Annotated in this window: 22 protein-coding genes and 2 tRNA genes; 21 read left to right on the forward strand and 3 right to left on the reverse strand. The window is 71.0% G+C overall.

Translation table 11 applies throughout. The features are described 5' to 3' along the window. Window positions 1-102: 102 nt before the first annotated feature. Together ACH4SL_RS09675 and ACH4SL_RS09680 are read left to right on the forward strand one after the other, a co-directional pair. Window positions 103-1,257 (forward strand): PP2C family protein-serine/threonine phosphatase, encoded by a 1,155-nt coding sequence (locus ACH4SL_RS09675; protein ID WP_398443118.1) that lies wholly within the window; start codon window positions 103-105, stop codon window positions 1,255-1,257. Window positions 1,258-1,443: 186 nt separating this feature from the next. After that, window positions 1,444-1,638, forward strand: a complete 195-nt coding sequence (locus ACH4SL_RS09680) for a hypothetical protein (protein ID WP_398181549.1) — start codon at window positions 1,444-1,446, stop codon at window positions 1,636-1,638. Here ACH4SL_RS09680 and ACH4SL_RS09685 read toward each other — a convergent pair. After that, the gene (locus tag ACH4SL_RS09685; protein ID WP_398443120.1) at window positions 1,603-2,655 is read right to left on the reverse strand and encodes an asparaginase; all 1,053 of its coding nucleotides are present in this window, start codon (window positions 2,653-2,655) and stop codon (window positions 1,603-1,605) included. The two genes, ACH4SL_RS09680 and ACH4SL_RS09685, sit on opposite strands and share 36 nt — an antisense overlap. A gap of 179 nt (window positions 2,656-2,834) precedes the next feature. Here ACH4SL_RS09685 and ACH4SL_RS09690 point away from each other — a divergent pair, with 179 nt between their 5' ends. Both ACH4SL_RS09690 and ACH4SL_RS09695 read left to right on the forward strand, forming a co-directional pair. Further along, a complete protein-coding gene (locus ACH4SL_RS09690) occupies window positions 2,835-3,287 on the forward strand; it encodes an Lrp/AsnC family transcriptional regulator (protein ID WP_398443122.1) in 453 nt (150 codons plus the stop codon). A gap of 47 nt (window positions 3,288-3,334) precedes the next feature. Further along, entirely contained in the window at window positions 3,335-3,616 is a 282-nt protein-coding gene (locus tag ACH4SL_RS09695; RefSeq protein WP_398443124.1) for a hypothetical protein, read from the forward strand. A 103-nt stretch (window positions 3,617-3,719) separates the two neighbouring features. On the opposite strand, the gene ACH4SL_RS09700 is transcribed toward ACH4SL_RS09695, so the two are convergent. Beyond that, window positions 3,720-3,790 (reverse strand) — tRNA-Gly (locus tag ACH4SL_RS09700). Between the two features lie 109 nt (window positions 3,791-3,899). Between ACH4SL_RS09700 and ACH4SL_RS09705 the strand changes: the two genes are divergently transcribed. From ACH4SL_RS09705 to clpX, 5 genes are all read left to right on the forward strand, one after another. Further along, a tRNA-Pro gene (locus tag ACH4SL_RS09705) sits at window positions 3,900-3,976 on the forward strand. A gap of 194 nt (window positions 3,977-4,170) precedes the next feature. Next, complete coding sequence (gene tig / locus ACH4SL_RS09710; protein ID WP_398443126.1) at window positions 4,171-5,556, forward strand: trigger factor; 1,386 nt, start codon at window positions 4,171-4,173, stop codon at window positions 5,554-5,556. Window positions 5,557-5,930: 374 nt separating this feature from the next. Then, complete coding sequence (locus ACH4SL_RS09715; protein ID WP_398444072.1) at window positions 5,931-6,539, forward strand: ATP-dependent Clp protease proteolytic subunit; 609 nt, start codon at window positions 5,931-5,933, stop codon at window positions 6,537-6,539. Between the two features lie 58 nt (window positions 6,540-6,597). Continuing rightward, window positions 6,598-7,281, forward strand: coding sequence for an ATP-dependent Clp protease proteolytic subunit (locus ACH4SL_RS09720; protein WP_398443128.1), 684 nt, complete (start codon window positions 6,598-6,600; stop codon window positions 7,279-7,281). Window positions 7,282-7,433: 152 nt separating this feature from the next. Beyond that, complete coding sequence (gene clpX / locus ACH4SL_RS09725; RefSeq protein ID WP_398443130.1) at window positions 7,434-8,717, forward strand: ATP-dependent Clp protease ATP-binding subunit ClpX; 1,284 nt, start codon at window positions 7,434-7,436, stop codon at window positions 8,715-8,717. Window positions 8,718-8,799: 82 nt separating this feature from the next. Here clpX and ACH4SL_RS09730 read toward each other — a convergent pair whose 3' ends face one another. Further along, window positions 8,800-9,807 carry a hypothetical protein gene (locus tag ACH4SL_RS09730; RefSeq protein WP_398443132.1) on the reverse strand — a complete coding sequence of 336 codons (1,008 nt, stop codon included), beginning with the start codon at window positions 9,805-9,807 and terminating at the stop codon, window positions 8,800-8,802. A gap of 114 nt (window positions 9,808-9,921) precedes the next feature. Here ACH4SL_RS09730 and ACH4SL_RS09735 point away from each other — a divergent pair, with 114 nt between their 5' ends. The 12 genes from ACH4SL_RS09735 to ACH4SL_RS09790 all read left to right on the forward strand — a co-directional run bounded on the left by ACH4SL_RS09735 (window position 9,922) and on the right by ACH4SL_RS09790 (window position 25,182). Continuing rightward, window positions 9,922-12,552, forward strand: a complete 2,631-nt coding sequence (locus ACH4SL_RS09735) for a valine--tRNA ligase (protein WP_398443134.1) — start codon at window positions 9,922-9,924, stop codon at window positions 12,550-12,552. A 70-nt stretch (window positions 12,553-12,622) separates the two neighbouring features. After that, entirely contained in the window at window positions 12,623-14,164 is a 1,542-nt protein-coding gene (locus ACH4SL_RS09740; protein ID WP_398443137.1) for a bifunctional folylpolyglutamate synthase/dihydrofolate synthase, read from the forward strand. A 14-nt stretch (window positions 14,165-14,178) separates the two neighbouring features. Continuing rightward, the gene (locus ACH4SL_RS09745) at window positions 14,179-14,514 is read left to right on the forward strand and encodes a DUF4233 domain-containing protein (protein WP_398443139.1); all 336 of its coding nucleotides are present in this window, start codon (window positions 14,179-14,181) and stop codon (window positions 14,512-14,514) included. Window positions 14,515-14,572: 58 nt separating this feature from the next. Further along, window positions 14,573-14,986: a nucleoside-diphosphate kinase gene (gene ndk / locus ACH4SL_RS09750; RefSeq protein WP_398443141.1), complete on the forward strand. Its 414-nt coding sequence runs from the start codon at window positions 14,573-14,575 to the stop codon at window positions 14,984-14,986. Between the two features lie 197 nt (window positions 14,987-15,183). After that, a complete protein-coding gene (locus ACH4SL_RS09755) occupies window positions 15,184-16,206 on the forward strand; it encodes a rod shape-determining protein (protein ID WP_398444074.1) in 1,023 nt (340 codons plus the stop codon). 130 nt (window positions 16,207-16,336) lie between these two features. Beyond that, on the forward strand, window positions 16,337-17,353 hold the full coding sequence (gene mreC / locus ACH4SL_RS09760) for a rod shape-determining protein MreC (protein ID WP_398443143.1): 1,017 nt from the start codon (window positions 16,337-16,339) through the stop codon (window positions 17,351-17,353). A 2-nt stretch (window positions 17,354-17,355) separates the two neighbouring features. Continuing rightward, window positions 17,356-17,988, forward strand: coding sequence for a rod shape-determining protein MreD (gene mreD, locus ACH4SL_RS09765; protein WP_398443145.1), 633 nt, complete (start codon window positions 17,356-17,358; stop codon window positions 17,986-17,988). Next, window positions 17,985-20,225, forward strand: a complete 2,241-nt coding sequence (gene mrdA, locus ACH4SL_RS09770) for a penicillin-binding protein 2 (protein ID WP_398443147.1) — start codon at window positions 17,985-17,987, stop codon at window positions 20,223-20,225. The genes mreD and mrdA overlap by 4 nt, the downstream gene beginning before the upstream one ends. Then, complete coding sequence (gene rodA, locus ACH4SL_RS09775) at window positions 20,222-21,421, forward strand: rod shape-determining protein RodA (protein ID WP_398443148.1); 1,200 nt, start codon at window positions 20,222-20,224, stop codon at window positions 21,419-21,421. The genes mrdA and rodA overlap by 4 nt, the downstream gene beginning before the upstream one ends. Before the next feature lie 35 nt (window positions 21,422-21,456). Beyond that, the gene (locus ACH4SL_RS09780; RefSeq protein ID WP_398443149.1) at window positions 21,457-22,341 is read left to right on the forward strand and encodes a CHAD domain-containing protein; all 885 of its coding nucleotides are present in this window, start codon (window positions 21,457-21,459) and stop codon (window positions 22,339-22,341) included. A 75-nt stretch (window positions 22,342-22,416) separates the two neighbouring features. Then, window positions 22,417-24,357: a TIGR03960 family B12-binding radical SAM protein gene (locus ACH4SL_RS09785; RefSeq protein WP_398443151.1), complete on the forward strand. Its 1,941-nt coding sequence runs from the start codon at window positions 22,417-22,419 to the stop codon at window positions 24,355-24,357. Window positions 24,358-24,381: 24 nt separating this feature from the next. Then, a complete protein-coding gene (locus tag ACH4SL_RS09790; protein WP_398443153.1) occupies window positions 24,382-25,182 on the forward strand; it encodes a hypothetical protein in 801 nt (266 codons plus the stop codon). Window positions 25,183-25,234 lie beyond the last annotated feature (52 nt).

The following is a 25,234-nucleotide window of genomic DNA, read 5'->3' on the forward strand; positions in this document are numbered from 1 at the left end:
GGATTTTCCGGCGCGAAAGGAGCGGCCGGGCGGCTCACCCGGACGGCTCACAGGCCATCTGCCCTGCACAGCCGGGCCGCCGCTCGGTAGGGTCGCCGGGACATGGCAAAAGAGGCGGTGGGCGAGGGAGTCGGGATCCGGTGGCGCAGGCGGCTGCACCGGGCCCGGCTCGGCGTGCGCAAGGCCGCCGTCGACTACTTCCGCGGCGGCGCCTCGGACTGGGCGGGCCTGGCCGTGCTCGTCGCGGCGATCCCGCTGCTGGCGTACGTCTCGGTCGTCACGCCCGCCTGGTGCCCGCCGAGCGCCCTGGTGCTGCCGATCCTGGCCGGCGGGCTGCTGCTGCGCCCCGCGAGCCTGCTGCTGCTCTACGCGGCCTCCGCCGTGGCGCTGATCGCCGAGTCCGCGACGCTCGGCCCCTACCGGGAGGGCCCGGCCCGGGTCACGCCGGGGACGGTACTGGAGGTCACCGCGGTCGCGCTGACGGGCCTGGTCATCGCGCAGTTCCGGTCCCGCGTCGGGGTGCCGTGGCGGGGCGGGCACACCATGCTGTTCGACCTCCGGGAACGTATCCGGGTGCAGAGCAGGCTGCCGCGGCTGCCCGGCGGCTGGCACGCCGAGATGTCGCTGCGGCCGGCCGGCGGGCAGTCCTTCTCCGGCGACTTCGTCGTGGCCACCCGCAGTTCCGGCGGGCGGGTGCTGGAGGCGGTGCTCACCGACGTCTCGGGCAAGGGCATGGACGCGGCCTCGCGCTCGCTGCTGCTGTCCGGCGCGTTCGGCGGCCTGCTCGGCTCACTGCCGCCGCACTCCTTCCTGCCCGCCGCCAACGGCTATCTGCTGCGGCAGAACTGGGAGGAGGGCTTCGCGACCTCCGTGCACCTGGTGCTCGACCTGGAGACCGGCGACTACGAACTGCTGTCCGCGGGCCACCCGCCGGGCGTCCAACTGCACTCCGGCAGCGGCGTGTGGGAGCAGATCACCGCCGAGGGGCCGCTGCTCGGCGTCTACGACGGGGCCGAATTCCACGGCGTGAAGGGCACGCTGCGCTCCGGCGACGTCCTGATGCTCTTCACCGACGGGCTCGTGGAGACCGCCGAGCGCGAGATCAGCGAGGGCGTGGACCGGCTGATCGGCGAGGCGGACCGCTTCATAGCGACCGGCTTCCGCGGCGCGGCCTGGCGGCTCATCGAGGCGGTGGCCAAGGACGTCAACGACGACCGGGCGCTGCTCGTCGTCAGCCGCACCCACCGCGCTTCCTGAGTTCTTCCCGCGCGTCCCCCGCACGACACGCCGAAGCCTCGTCCAGCACACCTGATCGCAACCATCTGCCGTGTCACGGAAGGGCGTTGATTGTCGGTCAGAGATGGCACCATGGAGTGCGGGCGAGGCGGGGGCGCAGCGTGGTTCCCCGGGCCGGCTTGGAACCGATTGAGGAAGTGATCCGCTGTGGTTATCTCACTGTCCGCGGCAGTGCTGCTGGCCGTCGTGCTCTTCGTCATGATCCGGTCCAAGTCGATCAAGGTGGGACCCGCGATCGTCGCCGCCCTCTTCGGCTTCTTCCTGGCGTCCACGGACATGGCGCCGGAGATCAACCGGTTCCTGAACTCAGTGGCCGACACCATCAACCAGATAAAGATCTGACGCCGCCCGCTGCGGCGCCGCCGCCGGGGCCAGGAGGGCGCGCAGCAGCGTCCCCGCGTCCGCGTCGTCCGGCCCGCGGTCCGGGCCGCCGGCGGCCAGCAGTGCGGCCAGCACCGCGATACGGGCCTGGCCCGGCTTGAGCGGACCGGTCAGCAGCGCGCCGGCCGCCGCCAGGTCGACGGCGCCGCCACCGGTGTAGAGCGGGGCCACCGCGCCCGCCGCGACCCGGGTGCTGACGGCGACGTGCACGCCGGCGCCGACCGCGCGGCGCACCGCGTCGGCGACCTCCGGATTGGCGTTGCCCGCGCCCGTACCGACCAGCACGACGCCGCGGGCGCCGGCCGCGACGGCCGCGTCGAAGAGGACGGCGTCGCCGTCGCTGTGGTGCATCACGATGTCGACCCGCGGGGTGCTGCCCGTGCGCGCGGGCAGCGGCAGCGGCTCGTGCCGCGGCGTCCGGCGCGACCAGCGCACCCGGCCGAAGTCGACCCGGCCCAGCGGCTGCCCGTCCGGGTCGCCGAAGGCGTGCGCGTCCACCGTGTGCTGCTTGACCGTGCCGCGGGCGGCGAAGACCTGGCCGGCGAAGACGATCACCGCGCCGACGTCCCGCCCGGAGGCGGCGGTCAGCAGCGCGTCGTAGAGGTTGCCCGCCGCGTCGCCGTCCGGGGAGTCCAGCGGCTGCTGCGCGCCGGTGAAGACCACCGGGCGCGGGTCGTGGTGGAAGAGGTCGACGAAGAAGGCGGACTCCTCCAGGGTGTCCGTGCCGTGGGTGACGACCACGCCGTCCACCTCGGGGTCGGCGAGCGCCTCGTGCACCGCGTACAGCAGCCGCAGCTGGTGGTCGGTGGTCAGCCGCGAGCTGTTGACGGTGAAGAGGTCCACCACCCGCACCTGGACGCCCTCGGGCACCGCGCCGGCCTCCAGGACCTCCCGCCCGGCGGCCTCGGCCGCGTATCCGTCGCCCTGCCACCGGCTGGCGATGGTGCCCCCGGTGCTGATCACCACGACGTGTCGCACGATGCCTCCGCCTCCATTGCTGCCGCTGCGCCGGACCGTTGCCGCGGGGGCCGCCGACGCCCGTGGGAGCAGGGCTCGGCACCGTAGACGGTCTCCACTGCAATGATATGCGCGTAGACCCAGCATATGATTGCGAATACCAGCCGGTACTTTGTTAAATCCGGGTTGATAATGCTGCGATGGACGCCATCGACAGACACATCTTGCGCGAACTCCAGGCCGACGGCCGGCTGACCAACCAGGAACTGGCCCAGCGGGTCGGTCTCACGCCTTCCCCGTGCCTGCGCCGGGTACGCCAGCTGGAGGACGACGGGGTGATCCAGACCTACCGCGCGGTCGTCGACCCGGCGGCCGTCGGCCGCGGCTTCGAGGTCTTCGCCTCCGTCGAGGTCCACCGCGACCGCGCCTCGGTCGCCGCCTTCGAGACCGAGGTCCAGTCCACCACCGACGTCGTCGAGGCCTACCGCCTCTACGGCGCCCCCGGCTGCCTGCTCCGCATCGCGGTGGCCGACTCCGACGCCTACGAGCGCTTCTGGACCGAGAAGCTCATCGGCATGCCGGGCGTCAGCGACGTCAACTCCCAGATGATCATGCGCCGCATCAAATCCCCCCAGGGCATCCCCGTCGACTGACCCGCGCACGACGACGGCCTCTCGGCCAGTGACCTAGTCTTTGCGCCATGCCCATGGTTCTCGCCTGCTTCGCCGGACTCCTGGCCGCCGTAAATCTCGTTCAGGTCTTCACCGGTCGCCAGCTCGTCAAGCCCTCGGCGAGCAAGCGGTCCACGTACCAACTCCGGCGGGAGTCCGCGGCGGCGACCGTTGCGATGACCGGTGTCGCTCTTGCCGCGATGCATGTGCTCTGGGGGCTGCTGCTGGTTGTCCTCGGCTTCGCCTGGCTTGTCCTGGTGCGGAAGAGGGCCGCTGGTCTCGCGCGGAAGCCGGCACCCGAAAGCCGATGATCAGGCTCGGGCACGGTTCGAGCGGAGCCGGCCGGAACGGGACCGGACAAGGCGACGGCCCAGGTCGCGGATGTCTCCGCTGACCTGGGCCGCTGCCGTGAAGAGCGGGCGACGGGAATCGAACCCGCGTAGCTAGTTTGGAAGACTAGGGCTCTACCATTGAGCTACGCCCGCAGCGCCTTGATTCTGGCACATCGTGCGGTTGGCGGTCGAACCGGATCGGGCGGGGGTGAATACCGGCTGCCCACGGTCTAAGGGGCATGTACTCTACGTGTCGCACCAGCGGGGTGTGGCGCAGCTTGGTAGCGCGTCCGCTTTGGGAGCGGAAGGCCGTCGGTTCGAATCCGGCCACCCCGACCAGCACCTTCGCGTCCCGCGGGAGCGGGCGGCGGACCGTCGGGCGACCCCGCCCGGGCGGGTTTGTGGTACGGGTAGGATGGGCCGCCGGCGACCGGGTACGCGGCATGGCCGAGTACCGAGTACCGGACGCGCGAGCCGCGCCGAAGGGCCGAAGGTCCGCCCCCATCAACGTAAAGCCCCAAGGAGACCCAACCGTGAAGAGCGCCGTCGAGACTCTGAACCCGACCCGGGTTCGACTCACTGTCGAGGTGCCCTTCGAGGAGCTCAAGCCCAGCCTCGACGCGGCGTACAAGAAGATCAACAACCAGGTCACGGTGCCGGGCTTCCGCAAGGGCAAGATCCCTGCCCGCGTCATCGACCAGCGCTTCGGTCGCGGCGCGGTCCTCGAAGAGGCCATCAACGACGCGCTGCCGAAGTTCTACACGCAGGCGGTCACCGAGGGCGAGATCAACGTGCTCGGCCAGCCCGACGTCGACATCACCGAGTTCGACGACGGCAACGAGCTGAAGTTCACCGCCGAGGTGGACATCCGCCCGACCATCGAGATCCCGGACTACTCCGGCATCGAGGTCACCGTCGACGCCGTCGAGGTCACCGACGAGGACGTCGAGAAGTCCCTGGAGCAGCTCCGGGACCGCTTCGCCACCACCTCCACCGTGGACCGCGCCGCCGCCGAGGGCGACGTCGTGGTCGTCGACCTGGAGGCGTCCGTGGACGGCGAGGTCCTCGGCGACGGCATCGCCAAGGGCGTCAGCTACACGATCGGCTCCGGCCAGCTCCTCGACGGTATCGACGACGCCGTGACCGGCCTGTCCGCCGGCGGCTCGGCCACCTTCGCCTCCGAGCTCAAGGGCGGCTCCGCGGCCGGCAAGGCCGCCGAGGTCAAGGTCGAGGTGTCCGACGTCCAGCAGCGCGAACTGCCGGAGCTGGACGACGAGTTCGCCCAGCTGGCGAGCGAGTTCGACACGCTGGAGGAGCTGCGTGCGGACAGCCGCAAGCGCCTGGAGTCGATGAAGCAGTACGACCAGGCCACGGCCGCCCAGGAGAAGGTCCTGGACGCGCTCATCGAGCTGACCGACGTCGCGATCCCGGAGAAGCTGCTCAAGGACGAGATCGAGACCCGGACCCACAACCTGGAGCACCACCAGTTCCCGCAGATGGGTCTGACCTGGGAGTCCTTCCTGGAGCGCGAGGGCAAGACGCGCGAGGAGTACGACGCCCAGATCGAGGAGCAGGCGGTCAAGGGCATCAAGACCCAGTTCATCCTCGACGAGCTCGTCGGCAAGGAGAAGCTGTCGGTCAACCAGGAGGAGCTCACCGAGCACCTCGTGCGGCGCGCCGCGTCCTCCGGCATGAGCCCCGACCAGTTCGCCCAGGCGGTCGTCGAGGGCAACCAGGTCCAGCTCCTGGTGGGCGAGGTCGCCCGCGGCAAGGCGCTCGCGGTCGTCGTCGAGTCGGCGAAGGTCGTCGACTCCAACGGTGAGGTCGTCGACCTCGCCGACGAGGAGGAGGACGAGTCCGCGGAGGCCGCTGACGCGTCCGAGGCCGACGAAGCCGCCGCCGAGGGCGACGAAGCCTGACCCTGCGGGGCGAGCGTTTTTTCAGGGGCGCGGGGAACTGCGCGCGCAACCATCCACCGGCCGGTGGTCCGGATCGAACCGAAGAGCCCCCTTGGGCCGGTAGCGACCCGCACCACGGTGGGGGCCGAGCGCGCAGTTCCCCGCGCCCCCAAAACGCTCACCCGGCGCGGTGGAGAAGCCCTCACCCGGCGCGGAGCGCCATGCGCTCAGAGCGAACAGGTGGCCGTACAGGATTTACGGCCACCACCCGCGCGTTAGGGTCCGTAAGGAGAAGGGCGCAGTCCCCTTGCGGGGAAGGCGGCCGACTCAGACGAAGACCCCGTGACGGCCCGTCTACCGTCCGACAACGAGCAGGTGGATACGTGACGACTCAGATGCCTTCCGCCGCCGGCGAGCCGAACCCCGGTGGCCTCGGCGACCAGGTCTACAACCGACTGCTCGGCGAGCGCATCATCTTCCTCGGCCAAGCGGTCGACGACGACATCGCCAACAAGATCACGGCACAGCTGCTGCTCCTGGCCGCCGAGCCGGACAAGGACATCTTCCTCTACATCAACAGCCCCGGCGGTTCGGTGACCGCCGGCATGGCGATCTACGACACGATGCAGTTCATCCAGAACGACGTCGTGACGATCGCGATGGGCATGGCGGCCTCGATGGGCCAGTTCCTGCTCACCGCGGGCACCCCGGGCAAGCGTTTCGCGCTGCCGAACACCCGCATCCTGATGCACCAGCCGTCCGCCGGCCTCGGCGGTTCCGCCACCGACATCAAGATCCAGGCCGAGCAGCTGCTGCACACCAAGCGCCGCATGGCCGAGCTGATCGCCCAGCACTCCGGCCAGAGCTTCGAGCAGATCACCAAGGACTCCGACCGCGACCGCTGGTTCTCCGCCGAGGAGGCCAAGGAGTACGGCCTGCTGGACGGGGTCATGCTCTCCGCCGCCCACGTGCCCGGTGGCGGCGGCACGGGCGCCGGCTCCTGAGCCCGGCCGCGGCAGCCCCGACGATCACTCGAAGCTCGACATCACCAGGACGGTGGACGTGAACACTCAGAATTTCCCCGGCAGCGGCCTGTACGAGCGCACCCGGGCCGAGCGGCCCGGCGTGTTCGGCGCGGAGGCCCGCTACCTCGTTCCGCAGTTCGAGGAGCGCACCTCCCAGGGCTACAAGCGCTACGACCCGTACTCGAAGCTCTTCGAGGAGCGGGTGATCTTCCTGGGCGTGCAGATCGACGACACCTCGGCGAACGACGTGATGTCGCAGCTGCTGTGCCTGGAGTCGATGGACCCCGACCGTGACATCTCGGTCTACATCAACAGCCCCGGCGGCTCCTTCACGGCGCTCACCGCGATCTACGACACGATGCAGTTCGTGAAGCCGGACATCCAGACGGTCTGCATGGGCCAGGCGGCCTCCGCCGCCGCGGTGCTGCTGGCCGCCGGCACCCCCGGCAAGCGCATGGCGCTGCCGAACGCCCGGGTGCTCATCCACCAGCCGTACACCGAGACCGGCCGCGGCCAGGTCTCGGACCTGGAGATCGCGGCCAACGAGATCATCCGGATGCGGCAGCAGCTGGAGGAGATGCTGGCCAAGCACTCCACCACCCCGATCGAGCAGATCAGGGACGACATCGAGCGGGACAAGATCCTGACCGCCGAGGAGGCCCTGTCCTACGGCCTCGTCGACCAGATCGTCTCGACCCGCAAGACCTCCGTGAGCGTCTGAGACAGGCCGCGCCCCCCGCCCCCCTCCGGACCCGGATGAGCGAGTACGTCCAAGGGGGGCCCACACGGGGGGCGCGGCAAGGTACCGTCGATGAGAGAAGCACCCAGGCTCCGTTGAAGGCCGGCGGAACCCAGGCGAAGGGGAAAGACCTCGTGGCACGCATCGGTGACGGCGGAGACCTGCTGAAGTGCTCGTTCTGCGGAAAGAGCCAGAAGCAGGTGAAGAAGCTCATCGCAGGTCCCGGTGTGTACATCTGCGACGAGTGCATCGATCTCTGCAACGAGATCATCGAGGAGGAGCTCGCGGAGTCCTCCGAGGTCCGCTGGGAGGATCTGCCCAAGCCGCGGGAGATCTACGAGTTCCTGGAGAGCTACGTGGTCGGGCAGACGCCCGCCAAGAAGGCGCTCTCCGTCGCGGTCTACAACCACTACAAGCGCGTCCAGGCCGGGGAGAACGGCCGCCCGGGCCACGAGGACGCGATCGAGCTGGCGAAGTCCAACATCCTGCTGCTCGGCCCCACCGGCTCGGGCAAGACGCTGCTGGCGCAGACGCTGGCCCGGATGCTGAACGTGCCCTTCGCGATCGCCGACGCGACCGCGCTCACCGAGGCCGGCTACGTCGGTGAGGACGTCGAGAACATCCTGCTCAAGCTGATCCAGGCGGCGGACTACGACGTCAAGAAGGCCGAGACCGGGATCATCTACATCGACGAGATCGACAAGGTGGCCCGCAAGAGCGAGAACCCCTCGATCACCCGGGACGTGTCGGGCGAGGGTGTGCAGCAGGCGCTGCTGAAGATCCTGGAGGGCACGACCGCGAGCGTCCCGCCGCAGGGCGGCCGCAAGCACCCGCACCAGGAGTTCATCCAGATCGACACGACGAACGTGCTGTTCATCGTGGGCGGTGCCTTCGCCGGGCTGGAGAAGATCATCGAGTCGCGGGCCGGCGCCAAGGGCATCGGCTTCGGCGCGACCATCCGCTCCAAGCGCGAGCTGCAGGCCGCCGACCTCTTCCAGGAGATCATGCCGGAGGACCTGGTGAAGTTCGGGATGATCCCGGAGTTCATCGGCCGGCTGCCGGTCATCACCAGCGTGCACAACCTGGACCGCGAGGCGCTGCTGCAGATCCTCGTCGAGCCGCGCAACGCGCTGGTGAAGCAGTACCAGAAGCTGTTCGAACTCGACGGCGTGGAGCTGGAGTTCGAGCGCGGCGCGCTGGAGGCCATCGCCGACCAGGCGATCCTGCGGCAGACCGGCGCGCGCGGACTGCGGGCGATCATGGAGGAGGTGCTGATGTCGGTCATGTACGAGGTGCCGTCCCGCAAGGACGTCGCCCGCGTGGTGATCAGCGCCGAGGTCGTGCACTCCAACGTCAACCCGACGCTGGTGCCGCGCGAGCCGCGGATCATCGGCAAGGGCGAGCAGAAGAGCGCGTAGCCGCAAGGGCGAGAGCCCGCACCATGCGCCGAGGGGCGCCCGGTTCCGTACCGGGCGCCCCTCGCCGCGTGTACGGCGCCGGTCAGCCGATCGGCACCCGGACGTCCTTGCGGACCTGGGCGGTCAGCTCCGCGGTGGCGTTGACGTCCGAGGTGCCGCCGCCGGTGGTCATCGAGGCCAGGTCGAAGGGCAGGATGTAGCCGACCGTGCTGTAGTCGGCCCACAGGCAGATCGTCACGTTGAGGGTCTGGCCGGAGTCGCTTTCCGTGATCTTGGCCTTCTGGCACTTCATGACCGCGTCCTCGGCGCCCGCCGGGTGGACGGTCTGGGCGTCGCCCTCCAGCTCGGTCTTGGTGCCGTCGTCCTCCTTGTCGTCCGTGGCCTGCTTGCGCAGCTCGGTGAACATGCCGTCGACGACCGCCTGCGGGTTCTTCACGTCGCCGTAGACGCCGCTGAACTCGATGAGCTTCCCGGTGAGTTCGGACGAGCCCTTCATGTAGCCCGCGGTCACCCGGGTCGGGTTGCTGACGCCGAGCGACTTGAGCGTGGTCATGTCGTCGTCGTCGAAGCCGTCGTCGTCGGACGGGGCGTCCTCGGACTTCTTGTAGTCCGTGGCGACGACGTCCGGCGTGGTCAGCTTGTACTTCTTGCCGTCGTTCTTCAGGCCGCTGCTGCCCCCGTCGGAGCCGTGCATCGCGAAGACGATCCCTCCGACGACCGCCGCGACGACCACGACGGCACCGATGATCAGGCCGGTCTTCTTGCCGCTGCCGCCGCTCTGCGGGGCGCCGGGCTGCTGCGGGTAGCCGTACCCCTGCTGGGGCACCTGGCCGTACGGCGGCTGGCCGCCCTGCTGCGGGTAGCCGTAGCCCTGCTGCTGCTCGTACCCCGGCTGGGCGGGCGGCTGCTGCCCGTAGCCCTGTGGCGGCGGCGGGGGCTGCTGCCCGTAGCCCGGCTGCTGCGGGGCGGGCTGCGGGTAGCCGTAACCCGGCTGGGCGGGCGGCTGCTGGCCGTACCCCGGCTGCTGCTGGCCGTACGGGTTCGGCGGCTGCTGCCCGTACGGGTTGGGCGGCGGCTGGTTGCTGCTCATGGATCGTCCCCTCCGTCAAACGAATCCCCCCATCCTCGCGGACGCTGCGCACGCGGGCGCCGGAGGGGGGCAACTGATTCGTAACAGCCGTCCCCGCCACCGTAGGATCGGCGGGTGACCGACAACACTCAGCGCCCCGCCAGCGGGCCGAACAGCACCCCCGATCTGCCGACGACCTACGCGCCGGCCGAGGTAGAGGGGCCGCTGTACGAGCGCTGGGTAGAACGCGGCTACTTCGAGGCGGACGCCACGAGCGACAAGCCGCCGTACACCATCGTCATCCCGCCGCCCAACGTCACCGGCAGCCTGCACCTGGGCCACGCCTTCCAGCACACGCTGATGGACGCCCTCACCCGCCGCAAGCGCATGCAGGGCTACGAAGCGCTGTGGCTGCCCGGCATGGACCACGCCGGCATCGCCACCCAGAACAAGGTGGAGCAGCAGCTCGCGGAGGAGGGCAGGTCGCGGCACGACATCGGCCGCGAGGCCTTCGTCGAGCGCGTGTGGCGCTGGAAGGAGGAGTACGGCGGGCGCATCCTCGGCCAGATGCGGCGGCTCGGCGACGGCGTCGACTGGTCCAAGGAACGCTTCACGATGGACGAGGGCCTCTCGCGCGCCGTCCAGACGATCTTCAAGCGGCTCTACGACGACGAGCTGATCTACCGCTACGAGCGCATCATCAACTGGTGCCCGCGCTGCCTGACGGCCATCTCCGACATCGAGGTGGAATACCAGGACGACGACGGCGAGCTGGTGTCGATCCGCTACGGCGAGGGCGAGGACAGCGTCGTCGTGGCGACCACCCGGGTCGAGACGATGCTCGGCGACACCGCCGTGGCCGTCCACCCGGACGACGAGCGCTACCGGCACCTCGTCGGCCGGCTGATCGAGCTCCCGCTCACCGGCCGCTCGATCCCCGTCGTCGCCGACACGCACGTCGACCCGGAGTTCGGCACGGGCGCGGTCAAGGTGACGCCCGCGCACGACCCGAACGACTTCGCCATCGGCCAGCGGCACGGCCTGGAGTCGCTGACGGTCATGGACGAGCGCGCGGTCATCACCGTGCCCGGCCCGTTCGAGGGACTGGACCGCTTCGAGGCCCGGTCGGCGATCGTCGGCGCGCTGCGCGAGCAGGGCCGGATCGTCGCCGAGAAGCGCCCGTACGTCCACTCGGTCGGCCACTGCTCGCGCTGCCGGACCACGATCGAGCCGCGGCTGTCGCTCCAGTGGTGGGTCAAGGTCGGCCCGCTGGCGCAGGCCGCGGGCGACGCGGTGCGCGACGGCCGGGTCGCCATCCACCCGCGGGAGATGGAGAAGCGCTACTTCGACTGGGTCGACAACATGTACGACTGGTGCATCTCGCGCCAGCTGTGGTGGGGCCACCGCATCCCGGTCTGGTACGGCCCGAACGGCGAGACGGTGTGCGTCGGCCCGGACGAGCAGCCCCCCACCGGCGAGGGCTGGACGCAGGACCCCGACGTCCTGGACACCTGGTTCTCCTCGGGGCTGTGGCCCTTCTCGACCCTCGGCTGGCCCGAACAGACCCCGGAACTGGCGAAGTTCTACCCCACTGACGTGCTGCTGACCGGCCACGACATCATCTTCTTCTGGGTCGCCCGGATGATGATGTTCGGCCTGTACGCGATGGACGGCGTCGCGCCCTTCCACACCATCGCGCTCACCGGCCTGGTGCGCGACGAGCACGGCAAGAAGATGTCCAAGTCCAACCCCAACTCGGTGGACCCGCTGGACTGGATGGACGCCTACGGCTCGGACGCGGTCCGCTTCACGCTGGCCACCGGCGCCAACCCGGGCGCGGACGTGCCGATCGGCGAGGACTGGGTGCGGGCGTCCCGCAACTTCGCCAACAAGATCTGGAACGCCACCCGCTTCGCGCTCATGAACGGCGCCACCACCGAGGGGCCGCTGCCCGCGCCCGGGGAGATGTCGGCGGCCGACCGCTGGATCCTCTCCCGGCTCGGCCGGATCGTCGCCGACGCGGACGCCTTCTACGACGACTACCAGTTCGCCAAGCTGTCCGACACGCTGTACCACTTCGCGTGGGACGAGGTCTTCGACTGGTACGTCGAGCTGTCCAAGACCGCGTTCTTCAACGGCGGCGACGGCGCCCGGGTCTCCGGCCGGGTCCTCGGCGAGGTCCTCGACACGCTGCTGCGGCTGCTGCACCCGATCGTGCCGTTCCTCACCGAGACGCTCTGGACGACCCTCACCGGCGGCGAGTCGCTCGTCGTCGCCGACTGGCCGAAGGACAGCGGCTTCCGCGACCCGGCCGCCGAGGCGGAGATCGCCGAGGTCCAGCGGCTCGTCACCGAGGTCCGCCGCTTCCGCACCCAGCAGGGCCTCCAGGACACCCAGAAGGTGCCCGCGCGGCTGTCCCTGGGCGGTACGGTGCTCGGCCCGCACGAGGACGCGGTGCGGCGCCTGCTGCGGCTCCAGCCGGCCGAGGAGGGCTTCCACGCCACCGCCACGCTGCCGGTCGGCGGCGCCGTCGTCGAGCTGGACCTGTCCGGCACGATCGACGTGGCCGCCGAGCGCAAGCGGCTCGCGAAGGACCTGGCGGCGGCCGAGAAGGAGAAGTCCGACGCGGAGCGCAAGCTCGGCAACGAGGGCTTCCTCGCCAAGGCCCCGGAGAAGGTCGTGACCGGCATCCGGGCCCGGCTGGCGACCGCGGAGTCCGACATCGAGCGGATCACCGCCCAGCTGGCCGCCCTCCCGCAGGGCTGACGGACAGAACCGTACGGAAGGGGGCGGCCCTGGCCATGAGGCCGGAGCCGCCTTCCGTAGACTGGACGGCGTGACCGACCTCCCCAGCGGCGACCGCGACGACTTCGACCCGGACGCCGACGACGCTGCCCACGACCTCGACGACGAGCGCACCGCGGGCGACGCGCCCCGCGAGGTGGACATGGCCGTCATCGAGGCCGGCAGCCGCACGCTGCGCGCGGGCGTCGCCCCGCCGTCGGCCTCCGACGACGTGCCGCGCCGCCCGGCGGACCCGGCGGTGGACCGGGAGCTGCGCGAGGTCGAGGCGGAGCTGCTGGCCCGCTGGCCGGAGACCAAGCTCGACCCGTCGCTGGCGCGGATGCAGGCCGTCATGGACGTGCTCGGCGAGCCGCAGCGCGGCTACCCGTCGATCCACATCACCGGCACCAACGGCAAGACCACCACCGCGCGGATGGTCGAGCGGCTGCTGCTGGCCTTCGAGCTGCGCGTCGGCCGCTACACCAGCCCGCACGTCCAGGCCATCACCGAGCGGATCAGCCTGGACGGCACCCCGATCGGCGCCGAGCGCTTCATCGAGACCTACCGCGACCTCCAGCCGTACGTGCAGATGGTCGACGCGGCCCAGGAACACCGGATGTCGTTCTTCGAGGTCATCACCGCGATGGCCTACGCGTCCTTCGCCGACGCGCCGGTCGACGTCGCGGTCGTCGAGGTCGGCATGGGCGGCAGCTGGGACGCGACCAACGTGATCGACGCGCAGGTCGCCGTCGTCACCCCGATCGCGCTGGACCACACCGACCGGCTCGGGTCCACCCCGGGCGAGATCGCGGTCGAGAAGTCCGGCATCGTCAAGAAGGGCGCGACCGCCGTCTTCGCCCGGCAGCCCGCGGACGCCGCGCACACGCTGCTGGAGCGGGCCGTCCGGGAGGACGCGACGGTCGCCCGCGAGGGCGAGGAGTTCGGCGTCCTGTCCCGCGAGGTCGCCGTCGGCGGGCAGATGCTGACGCTCCGCGGCCTCGGCGGCGAGTACGACCAGGTCTTCCTGCCGCTGTACGGCGAGCACCAGGCGCAGAACGCCGCGGTCGCGCTCGCCGCGGTCGAGGCCTTCTTCGGTATCGGCCAGGTCCACCGGCGCACCCTGGACCTGGACACGGTGCGCGCCGCCTTCGCCGCCGTGACCTCGCCGGGCCGGCTGGAGGTCGTCCGCCGCAGCCCCAGCGTGGTGCTGGACGCGGCGCACAACCCGGCGGGCGCGCAGGCGACCGCGGCCGCGATCCGCGAGGCCTTCGACTTCACGCACCTGGTGGGCGTCGTGAGCCCGAGCCGGGACAAGGACGTGCGCGGGCTGCTGGAGGCCTTCGAGCCGGTCCTCGCCGAGGTCGTCGTGACGCGCAACTCCACGTCGCGGGCGATGGACGTGGACGAGCTGGCGGCGCTCGCCGTCGAGGTGTTCGGCGACGAGCGGGTGCAGGTCGAACCGCGGCTGGACGACGCGCTGGAGGCGGCGATCACGCTGGCCGAGGACGAGGGCGCGTACGCCGGGGCGGGCGTGCTGGTCACCGGTTCGGTCATCACCGTGGGAGAGGCCCGGCTGCTGCTGGGCCGCAGTTGAGGGGCTTTGATCTCATGCGCATGCTGTGTTCGACCACGCTGATCAGCGAGTTCTTCGTGGTCGGCTTCGCGGGACTGGTCGCGATGAAGAACGCGGACCTGTCGGTCGGCACCGTGTGGACGGTGTGCGGGGTCGTGATGGTGCTGTGCCTGCTGCTGTGCGGGATGCTCGGGCGGCGCGGGGCGATCACCGTGGGCTGGGCGCTGCAGATCGGGCTGATCCTCAGCGGCCTCGCGGTCGGTACGATGTTCTTCCTCGGCGCGGTCTTCGCGGCTCTGTGGTGGGCGTCGATCCACTACGGGCGCGTGATCGACGAGGCCAAGGCCAGGAACGCGGCGCAGTCCGCCTGACCGCAGCCTTGTAGGCTCGTCGCACAAAACCGCCACCCCATCCCCGCAGGAGCCGCCCGTGTCCACGCGCACCCTCGTCCTTCTCAAGCCCGACGCGGTCCGCCGCGGCCTGGTCGGCGAGATCATCGGCCGTATCGAACGCAAGGCGGGCTGGACGATCAGCGCCCTGGAACTGCGCACCCTGGACCGCGCCACCCTGGAGCAGCACTACGCCGAGCACGTCGGCCGGCCGTTCTACGAGCCGCTGGTGGAGTTCATGGCCGCGGGCCCGTCGGTCGCGCTGGTCGTCGAGGGCGAGCGGGTCGTCGAGGGGATGCGCACGCTGGCCGGTCCGACCGACCCGATCGCCGCCGCGCCCGGCTCCATCCGGGGGGACTTCGGCACCATCGTCCGGGAGAACCTGGTGCACGCGTCGGACTCGCCCGAATCCGCCGAGCGCGAGATCAAGCTGTTCTTCCCCGGTCTGGCCTAACTCCCGCACTCCGCGGGCGTGGCTCGTGGCCTGTCGGGAACCAAACACTCCGACACGGCGTCACCATTACTGGGGTCTGCTGTGTGTTCTGATGACAATGACGTCGGAGCCCCGGCCCGCGCGCCTCACAGGTCGCGACTACGATGGAATCTCCGCTCAAGCTCGGGAAGGCCAGACGTATCCTCATGGCGAACAACATGTCGTTCATCGGCCGTGACATGGCTGTCGACCTCGGCACGGCCAACACGCTGGTGTACGTCAGGGGCCGCGGGATCGTGCTGAACGAGCCGTCGGTGGTGGCGGTCAACACCAACACCGGTGGCATCCTCGCGGTCGGCTCCGAGGCCAAGAAGATGATCGGCCGCACCCCGGGCAACATCGTGGCGGTCCGGCCGCTGAAGGACGGCGTCATCGCCGACTTCGAGATCACCGAGCGGATGCTGCGGTATTTCATCCTCAAGGTGCACCGCCGCCGCTACCTCGCCCGCCCGCGCATGGTCATCTGCGTGCCGTCCGGCATCACCGGCGTGGAGCGCCGCGCCGTGATCGACGCGGCCAACCAGGCCGGCGCGCGGACCGTGCACATCATCGAGGAGCCGATGGCCGCCGCGATCGGCGCGGGCCTGCCGGTGCACGAGGCGACGGGCAACATGGTCGTCGACATCGGCGGCGGCACCACCGAGGTCGCGGTCATCAGCCTCGGCGGCATCGTCACCGCGCAGTCCATCCGGGTCGCGGGCGACGAGCTGGACAACGCGATCATCCAGCACATCAAGAAGGAGTACAGCCTGCTGCTGGGCGAGCGCACCGCCGAGCAGATCAAGCTGACCGTCGGGTCCGCGTTCGCGAACAAGGACGACGACGAGCACACCGAGATCCGCGGCCGCGACCTGGTCAGCGGGCTGCCGAAGACCGTCGTCGTGTCCGCCGCGGAAGTGCGCAAGGCCATCGAGGAACCCGTCAACGCGATCGTCGACGCCGTCAAGACCACGCTCGACAAGTGCCCGCCGGAGCTGTCCGGCGACATCATGGACCGCGGCATCGTGCTCGCCGGCGGCGGTGCGCTGCTGCGCGGCCTGGACGAGCGGCTGCGGCACGAGACGGGCATGCCCATCCACATCGCCGAGACCCCGCTGGACTGCGTGGCGCTCGGCGCCGGCAAGTGCGTCGAGGAGTTCGAGGCGCTGCAGCGCGTTCTCGACGCCGCCCCCCGCAGATGATCCGCGGCCCGCGGTCCACCGCCTCGCGAGGCCCGGCCGCCCGCGGCGCACGCACCCCAGCACAGTAGCTCCGACCGGCCGCTTGCCCCATCGGCGGCGGGTCCGATGAGGAAGGCACGGACTGGCGCCCGTGAGGGACACAAAGGAGAGCCGGCTGCTGCTGGTGCTGCTGGTGGTGATCGCGTTCGCGCTGATCACCATGGACATCAGGGGCGGTGAGAACTCGCCGCTCGACCGGCCGCGGCAGGCCGCGGAATCCGTCTTCGGCCCGGTGGAGGACGCCGTCTCCGGGGTCGTCGACCCGGTCGGCAACGCGGTGGACGCGGTGCGCGACTCCGGCGACCGCAGCAGCACCATCACCCGGCTGGAACGCGAGAACGCCGCGCTCAAGCAGAAGCTCGGCAGCAACGACATCACCCGCAACCGGGCGCAGGAACTCGACAAGCTGCTCAGGACCGCGGGTGCCGGGCAGTACGCCATCAAGGGCGCGCAGGTCATCGCGATAGGAGCCGCGCAGGGCTTCTCCTGGACGGTCACCATCGACGCCGGCAGCCGCGACGGCATCACCCGCGACATGACGGTCATCAACGGCGACGGGCTCGTCGGCCGGGTCACCACCGTCGGCAACAGCACCTCGACCGTCCTGCTCGCCAACGACCCGGACTTCACCGTCGGCACCCGGCTGGAGAGCTCCATGGAGCTGGGCTTCGCCAGCGGCGAGGGCGACCGGCCCATGCGGGTGCAGCTGCTCAACGGCAAGGCCGCGGTGCACAAGGGCGACCGGCTGGTGACCTTCGGCTCGGAGAAGGACAAGCCGTTCGTGCCCGGTGTGCCGGTCGGCAAGGTCGTCGGCGTCGACCCGTCCGGCGGCAACCTCACCAAGACCCTCCAGGTGGAGCCCTTCGTCGGCTTCACCCGGCTCGACGTCGTCGGTGTCGTCGTCGTCGGCCCGCGGACCGACCCGCGCGACAGCGTGCTGCCGCCCCGCCCGACGACGGCGCCGCCGCCCAAGCCCAAGGCGACCGGCACCCCGACCGCGACCGGCGACCCGACCGCCCCGGCGTCCCCGGGCAACGACAACCAGGCCGACGGCGCGCTGCCGCCCGCGACCACCACCACCACGCCCACCAGCAGCGGCAGGGACTGACCATGCGTCTGAACCGGATCGTGCTCCCCACCGTGCTGGTCGTCGTCGCGATGGTCGTCCAGGTCAGCGTGCTGGCCCGGCTGCACCTGCCGGGCGCGGTGCCCGACCTGCTGCTGCTGACCGTGCTGGGCCTGGCCATCAGCTACGGCCATGTCGCCGGCTGCCTCATCGGCTTCTTCGCCGGACTGCTCGCCGACCTCGCCCCGCCCGCCGACCACGCGGTGGGCCGCTACGCGCTCGTGCTGTGCGTCGTCGGCTACGCGGCGGGCCTGGCCAAGCCGGAGAGCGGCCGGCTGCGCACCGCCGCCGGGCCCATGCTCGTCGTCATCGGCGGGGCTGTCGCCACCACGCTGCTGTACGCGGGCGTCGGCAGCATCGTCGGCGACACCGCCGGCGCCCATGTGGGCCTGGCCAAACTCGTCCTCACCGCGACGATCTACGACCTGCTGCTCGCGCCCTTCGTGGTGCCGCTGGTCATGGCGATGGCGCGGCACTTCGACCACGACCCGGTGTCCGAGGACGCCTCCGGCGGCTACGGCGGCGGCCGGGCCGGCCGGATCAGGACCGGCATCGCCGCACCGCGCGGCGGGCTGTTCGGCAGGGGCGGCACGATGGTCAGGGGGGCCAGGCGATGAGCGGCAACATCCCGGAGACCGGGCGCACCACCCGGGTGACGATCCGGCTGGTCATCCTGCAGATCCTGGTGGTGTCGCTGCTGCTCACGCTCGGCGGCCGGCTGTGGTTCCTGCAGATCCGCAACGGCCAGCAGTACGACGAGAAGGCCGCGAGCAACCACATCCAGCAGGTCGTCACCTCCGCCGTCCGCGGCTCCATCCTGGACGACCGCGGGGTGCCGCTCGCCGACAACGAGACCAAGCTCGTCGTCTCCGCCAGCCGCACCGACCTGCTCAAGCAGGCCGACGACGGCACCGCGGTGCTCACCCGGCTCGCCGGGGTGCTGGGCATGCCGCCGCAGGAGGTGCTGGACAAGGTCCGGCTGTGCGACGCCAAGACGCCCAAGCCGTGCTGGAACGGCTCGCCCTACCAGCCCATCCCGATCACCGACTCGGCCACCACCCAGCAGGCGCTGCAGATCATGGAGCGGCGCGAGGACTTCCCCGGCATCACCGCCGAGCCCACCGCCGTACGCCGCTACGCCTCCCCCTTCAAGGCCAACGCGGCGCAGGTGCTCGGCTACCTCGGCCCGGTCACCGACGACGAGGTCAGCGCGTCGGAGAAGACCAAGACCCCGCTGCTGCGCTCCGACCAGATCGGCCGCTCGGGCCTGGAGAACGTCTACGACGACCAGCTGCGCGGCACCGCGGGCGTCACCCGCTACGAGGTCGACAACCTCGGACGCGTCATCGGCAAGGCCGGCGACACCCCCGCGCAGCCCGGCAGCAACCTCGTGACCAGCATCGACGCCCGCGTCCAGGCGGTCACCGAGAAAGAGCTCAACGACGCGATGGTGGCCGCGCGCAAGACGTACGACACCGTCACGCACAAGAACTACAAGGCCGACTCCGGCGCCGCGGTCGTCATGGACAACCACACCGGCCGCATCATCGCCATGGCGAGCCTGCCCACCTACGACCCCAACGAGTGGGTCGGCGGCATCTCCACCAAGGCGTACAACGCGCTGATCGACAAGAAGTCCGACTACCCGCTGCTGAACCGGGCCATCCAGGGGCAGTCGGCGCCGGGCTCGACCTTCAAGGTCGTCTCCACCAGCGCCGCCATCAACGCCGGCTACGAGCCGGATGGCAAGTACATGTGCTCGTCCTCGATGAAGATCGGCGACCACACCTTCCAGAACTTCGAGAACGAGAACTTCGGCTACATCTCGCTCGGCCGCGCGCTGGAGGTCTCCTGCGACACCGTCTTCTACGGCGTCGCCTACCAGGAGTGGCTGAAGGACGGCGGCACCAACCCCAAGCACCCCAAGGACTGGTTCTTCAAGACCGCCCACCAGTTCGGCCTGGGTGCCAAGACCGGTGTCGACCTGCCCGGCGAGGTCACCGGGCGGGTCCCGGACCGGCAGTGGGCCTCGGACTACAACGACCTGATGCACGACTACTGGTGCCGCACCGCCGCCCAGCACAAGAACGACAAGCAGAAGAGCCAGGCGGTCGAGAGCTCCATCGAGAAGTGCGCCGACCACAACGTGATCCGCGCCGGTGACTCCGTCAACTACTCCATCGGCCAGGGCGACACGCTCGTCACCCCGGTGCAGATGGCCCGGGTCTACGCGGCCCTCGCCAACGGCGGCACCCTCTACCAGCCGACCATCGGCAAGGCGATCGTCAGCGCCGACGGCAAGACCGTCACCCCGATCCAGCCCAAGGTCACCGGGAAGCTCCCCGACAGCAAGGCCACCATCAAGTACATCGACAACGCGCTGGCCGGCGTGGTCACCGAGGGCACCGCCGACTGGAAGTTCGGCGGCTGGCCGCAGGACAAGATCCAGCTGCACGCCAAGACCGGTACGGCCGAGGTCTACGGCAAGCAGACCACGTCCTGGTTCGACACGTACACCAAGGACTACACGATCGTCATGACGATCTCCCAGGGTGGCACCGGCTCCGGCGCCTCCGGCGAGGCCGTCCGCCGTATCTACGAGGCGATGTACGGCATCACCAAGGACAGCGCCACGATCGACCCGAAGAAGGGCATCATGCCCAAGCCGCTCACCACGCTGCCGAAGATCTCCGACGACGGCGTCGTGACCCAGGCCTCGTACACGGTGCCCGCCACCGCGCAGCTGGACGCCCCAGGCGGCCCGCACACCGCGGACGGCGCCGACCCGGCGGTCGCCGCGCTCGGCCCCGGCCGGCCGGAGAAGCTGCTGCTCGGCAGGCGGTACTGGTCATGACCGCCTCCGGCTACGCCAGCGTCCCGCGCTACACCCCCGAGAAGTCCACCCTCGGGAAGGTCTTCGCGCGCGACTCGGTCTTCCGCCGGATGGACTGGGTGCTGCTCTTCGCGGCGCTCCTGCTCACCGGCATCGGCACGCTGCTCGTCTACTCCGCGACCCGCGGCCGCACCAACCTCACCCACGGCGACCAGTACTACTTCCTGATCCGGCATCTGATGAACGCCGGCATCGGCACTGCCCTCGGCATCGGCACGGTCGTCATCGGCCACCGCCGGATGCGCGACGTCGTGCCCTTCTACTACGGGCTCGCGATCCTCGGCATCCTCGCGGTGCTCAGCCCGCTGGGCTCCACCGTCAACGGCGCGCACTCCTGGATCATCGTCGGCGGCGGCTTCTCGCTCCAGCCCTCGGAATTCGTCAAGGTCGCGATCATCGTCGGGATGGCGGTCGTGCTGTCCGCCCGGGTCGATGCGGGCGACCGCGAGCAGCCGGACCACCGCACGGTCATGCAGTCCCTCGGGCTGGCCCTGCTGCCGATCCTCATCATCCTGCTGATGCCGGACCTCGGCTCCGTCATGGTGCTCGGCGCGATCGTCCTGGGCGTGCTGCTCGCCTCCGGCGCGCCCAACCGCTGGGTCTTCGGCCTCATCGGCTCCAGCATCGTCGGCGCCCTCCTGGTGTGGCAGCTCGGCATCCTGGACAAGTACCAGATCGACCGCTTCGCGGCCTTCGCCAACCCCGCGCTCGACCCCTCCGGCGTCGGCTACAACACCAGCCAGGCGCGTATCGCCATCGGCTCCGGCGGCCTCCTCGGCAAGGGCCTCTTCCACGGCGGCCAGACCAGCGGCCAGTTCGTCCCCGAGCAGCAGACGGACTTCGTCTTCTCCGTCGCCGGCGAGGAGCTGGGCTTCGTCGGCGCGGCCTTCATCATCGCCCTGATCGGCGTCATCCTCTGGCGCGCCTGCGCGATCGCCCGCGGCGCGACCGACCTCTACGGCACGATCGTGGCCGCGGGCGTGGTGACCTGGTTCGCCTTCCAGTCCTTCGAGAACATCGGCATGACGCTGGGCATCATGCCGGTGACCGGCATCCCCTTGCCCTTCGTCTCCTACGGAGGGTCGTCGATGTTCGCGAACTGTATTGCCATAGGGCTGCTCCAGTCCGTGAAGATGCAGAGGCCCATGTCGGCGTAGCGCTCGCCCGGCGCGGCAGCGGTAACGTCGACCGTATGGGTGCCGAAGCGGGCCGCACGGCCACCTCGTACCTCGAAGCGCAGCGTGGGGCGCTGGAGGCGATGGACCCCGCGGTGCGCCGCGGGGAGGCGGACGCCGTCCACCGGATGCGGGTCGCGACCCGCAGGGCCCGCAGCGCGCTCAAGAGCTTTCGGCCGGAGCTGGCCCGGGTCGTCACCGACCCCCTTGCCGCGGAGCTGAAGTGGCTCGCCGCCGAGCTGGGCGCCGAGCGCGATCGTGAGGTTCTCGCGGAGCGGCTCGCCGCCCGGCTCGCGGAGCTGGACCAGCCGCTCCCCGCCGCCGTACGCAGGCGGGTGAACGCCCTGGGCGCGGGCGGCGTGCTCGCGGCGCACGCGGCGGTGCTGCGCACCCTGGACGGCGCCCGGTACGCCGCGCTGCTCGACGCGATGGACGCGCTGACGTCCGCGCCCCCGTACCGCCCCGCCGCGCGGCTCCCCGCGGGGCCCGCCGCCGAGGCGACCGTACGGCGCGACATGGCGCGGCTGCGCGCGCGGATGGCGGCGGCGCTCGCGTCGGCGCCGGGTCCGGCGCAGGACACCGCGCTGCACGAGGCCCGCAAGGCGGCCAAGCGGGCGCGCTACAGCGGCGAGGCGGTGGGCCGGGTGCTCGGCGGCGCGGCGAAGGCGCACACCGCGCGGATGAAGCGGCTCCAGCAGGTGCTGGGCGAGCACCAGGACAGCGTGATGTGCCGCACGGCCCTGGAGGGAGCGGCGGCGGACGCGCGGGCGGCGGGGGAGGGCCCGGCGCCGTACGGGGCGATGGTCCGGGCGGAGCGGGCGCGGGCGGCACTGGCGCGGGAGGCCCTGCCGGGGGCGTGGGCGCACGCGGCTCGGGCGGCTCAAGCGGGCGGGTACTCTTGAGGGTCATCCGTCCACGTCGGGGTGCGTCGCCGCCCCGGGACCCTCGCCCACCGTCAGCTGATGAAAGTCGCCGAGATGCCTGTCGAGTCGGTCTTCCCGCGCTTGGAAGCACTTCTCCCGCACGTCCAGAAGCCGATCCAGTACGTGGGCGGTGAGCTGAACTCCACCGTCAAGGAGTGGGACACCGCCGACGTGCGGTGGGCGCTGATGTACCCGGACGCGTACGAGGTCGGGCTGCCCAACCAGGGCGTCATGATCCTCTACGAGGTGCTCAACGAGCGCGAGGGCGTCCTCGCGGAGCGCACGTACAGCGTGTGGCCGGACCTGGAAGCGCTGATGCGCGAGCACGGTGTGCCGCAGTTCACGGTGGACGCGCACCGCCCGGTGCGGGCCTTCGACGTCTTCGGCCTGAGCTTCTCGACCGAGCTGGGCTACACCAACATGCTCGCCGCGCTCGACCTGGCCGGCATCCCGCTGAACGCCGCGGACCGCACGCTGGACGACCCGGTCGTGCTGGCCGGCGGGCACGCCGCGTTCAACCCCGAGCCGATCGCCGACTTCATCGACGCGGCCGTGATCGGCGACGGCGAGCAGGCCGTGCTGGAGATCACCGAGGTCGTCCGCGCCTGGAAGGCCGAGGGGCGTCCGGGCGGACGCGACGAGCTGCTGCTGCGGCTGGCGAGGACCGGCGGGGTGTACGTCCCGCGCTTCTACGACGTCGAGTACCTGGCCGACGGCCGGATCGCCCGGGTCGTGCCGAACCGCAGCGGGGTGCCGTGGCGGGTGTCCAAGCACACCGTCATGGACCTCGACGAGTGGCCGTACCCGAAGCAGCCGCTGGTGCCGCTCGCGGAGACCGTGCACGAGCGGATGTCGGTGGAGATCTTCCGCGGCTGCACGCGCGGCTGCCGCTTCTGCCAGGCCGGCATGATCACCCGCCCGGTGCGCGAGCGCTCCATCACCGGCATCGGCGAGATGGTCGAGGCGGGCCTGAAGGCGACCGGCTTCGAGGAGGTCGGCCTGCTGTCGCTGTCGTCCGCGGACCACAGCGAGATCGCCGAGGTCGCCAAGGGCCTGGCCGACCGCTACGAGGACGACAAGATCGGCCTGTCGCTGCCGTCCACCCGGGTCGACGCCTTCAACATCGACCTGGCGAACGAGCTGACCCGCAACGGCCGCCGCTCCGGCCTGACCTTCGCCCCCGAGGGCGGCTCGGAGCGCATCCGCAAGGTCATCAACAAGATGGTCTCGGAGGAGGACCTGATCCGCACGGTCGCGACCGCGTACGGCAACGGGTGGCGGCAGGTGAAGCTCTACTTCATGTGCGGCCTGCCCACCGAGACCGACGAGGACGTGCTCCAGATCGCGGACATGGCCAAGCGCGTCATCCAGAAGGGCCGCGAGGTCACCGGGCAGAACGACATCCGCTGCACGGTCTCCATCGGCGGTTTCGTGCCCAAGCCGCACACCCCCTTCCAGTGGGCGCCGCAACTCGGCGTCGAGGAGACCGACGCGCGGCTGGAGAAGCTGCGTGACGCGATCCGCAGCGACCGCAAGTACGCCCGCAACATCGGCTTCCGCTACCACGACGGCAAGCCCGGCATCGTCGAGGGCCTGCTCTCCCGCGGTGACCGGCGCGTCGGCGCGGTGATCCGCGCCGTCTACGAGGACGGCGGCCGCTTCGACGGCTGGCGCGAGCACTTCTCCTACGACCGCTGGATGCGCGCCGCCGACGCCGTCCTCCCGGCCACGGGCGTCGACCTCCCCTGGTACACCACCCGCGAGCGCACCGCCGAGGAGGTCCTCCCCTGGGACCACCTCGACTCCGGCCTCGACAAGGACTGGCTGTGGGAGGACTGGCAGGACGCCCTCGACGAGACCGAGGTCGAGGACTGCCGCTGGACGCCCTGCTTCGACTGCGGTGTCTGCCCCCAGATGGACACCCACATCCAGATCGGCCCGACCGGCAAGAAGCTCCTGCCGCTGAGCGTGGTCAACTCCGGCGCGGGGCAGTAACCGGCGGGGCGTGAGGCGGGGGCGGTGCGGGAGATCGACGACCGGGAGCTCGCGGCGTATCTGACGGCCGTCGCGCTCGTGCAGATCCGCTCGCTCGCGGGCCGCGCGGGCCGTGCGGAAGCGGATCCGGCCGAGGCGCTGTCCCGCATCCGCTTCCTCGCGGACCTGTGCGACAACATGCCGCTCGGCCCGCCCCGGCGGCGTCCCCGCAGCTCCCGCCGTCCGTCCGCGTACGACCGGGCGGTGCGCGAGCGCCCGATGAGCTACGTCTGGCAGGTCTCGGGTCCCGAGAAGCGGGAGTGGATGCACCACGAGATCGAGCGGGCCGGTTTCCGCTGGACACCTCCGCCCCCGATCCCCCGGCCGCAGCCGGGCCCCGCCGGCCTGTCGCTGCGCGAGCGCGCCGGGCTGGCCTCGTGGCCGGTCGCGGCGCCGCGCGAGGCGCGGGTCGTGAAGGCCGTGGACGGCGAGGCGCTGCTCGCCCTGCTCGGGGGGACGGAGGAGCGGAGCGAGCTCGGCGTCTGGCTGCGGGCCCACGTGGACCTGGCGTCGCGGCACTTCCTCGTTCCCGACCCGGCCGCCCGTTGGCGGCCCGCCGTTGAGGGGCTGTGGTGGTGCCGGGTGCTCGTGCGGATGGTCGACGGCGAGCAGGTGCGCGACTACCTGCGGATGCGTGACGACGACTTCCGCGCCCTGCCGGCCACCGAACCGCGGCTGCGGCAGCGGCGGCTGGCCCAGGTCATGTGGGCGACCGAGCGGGATCTCGGGCTCTGGCAGCGGGGGCACGAGCCGGTGTGCGGGACGGGGTGCTGCGGGACCTCCTGACCGCCGGGCCGCCCGGGGATTTCTCGCCGAGTGGCGGGTGGGGGCAGGGCTG

The organism is Streptomyces sp. NPDC021020 (genome assembly GCF_044333285.1).
In the GTDB taxonomy this organism is placed as follows: Bacteria; Actinomycetota; Actinomycetes; order Streptomycetales; family Streptomycetaceae; genus Actinacidiphila.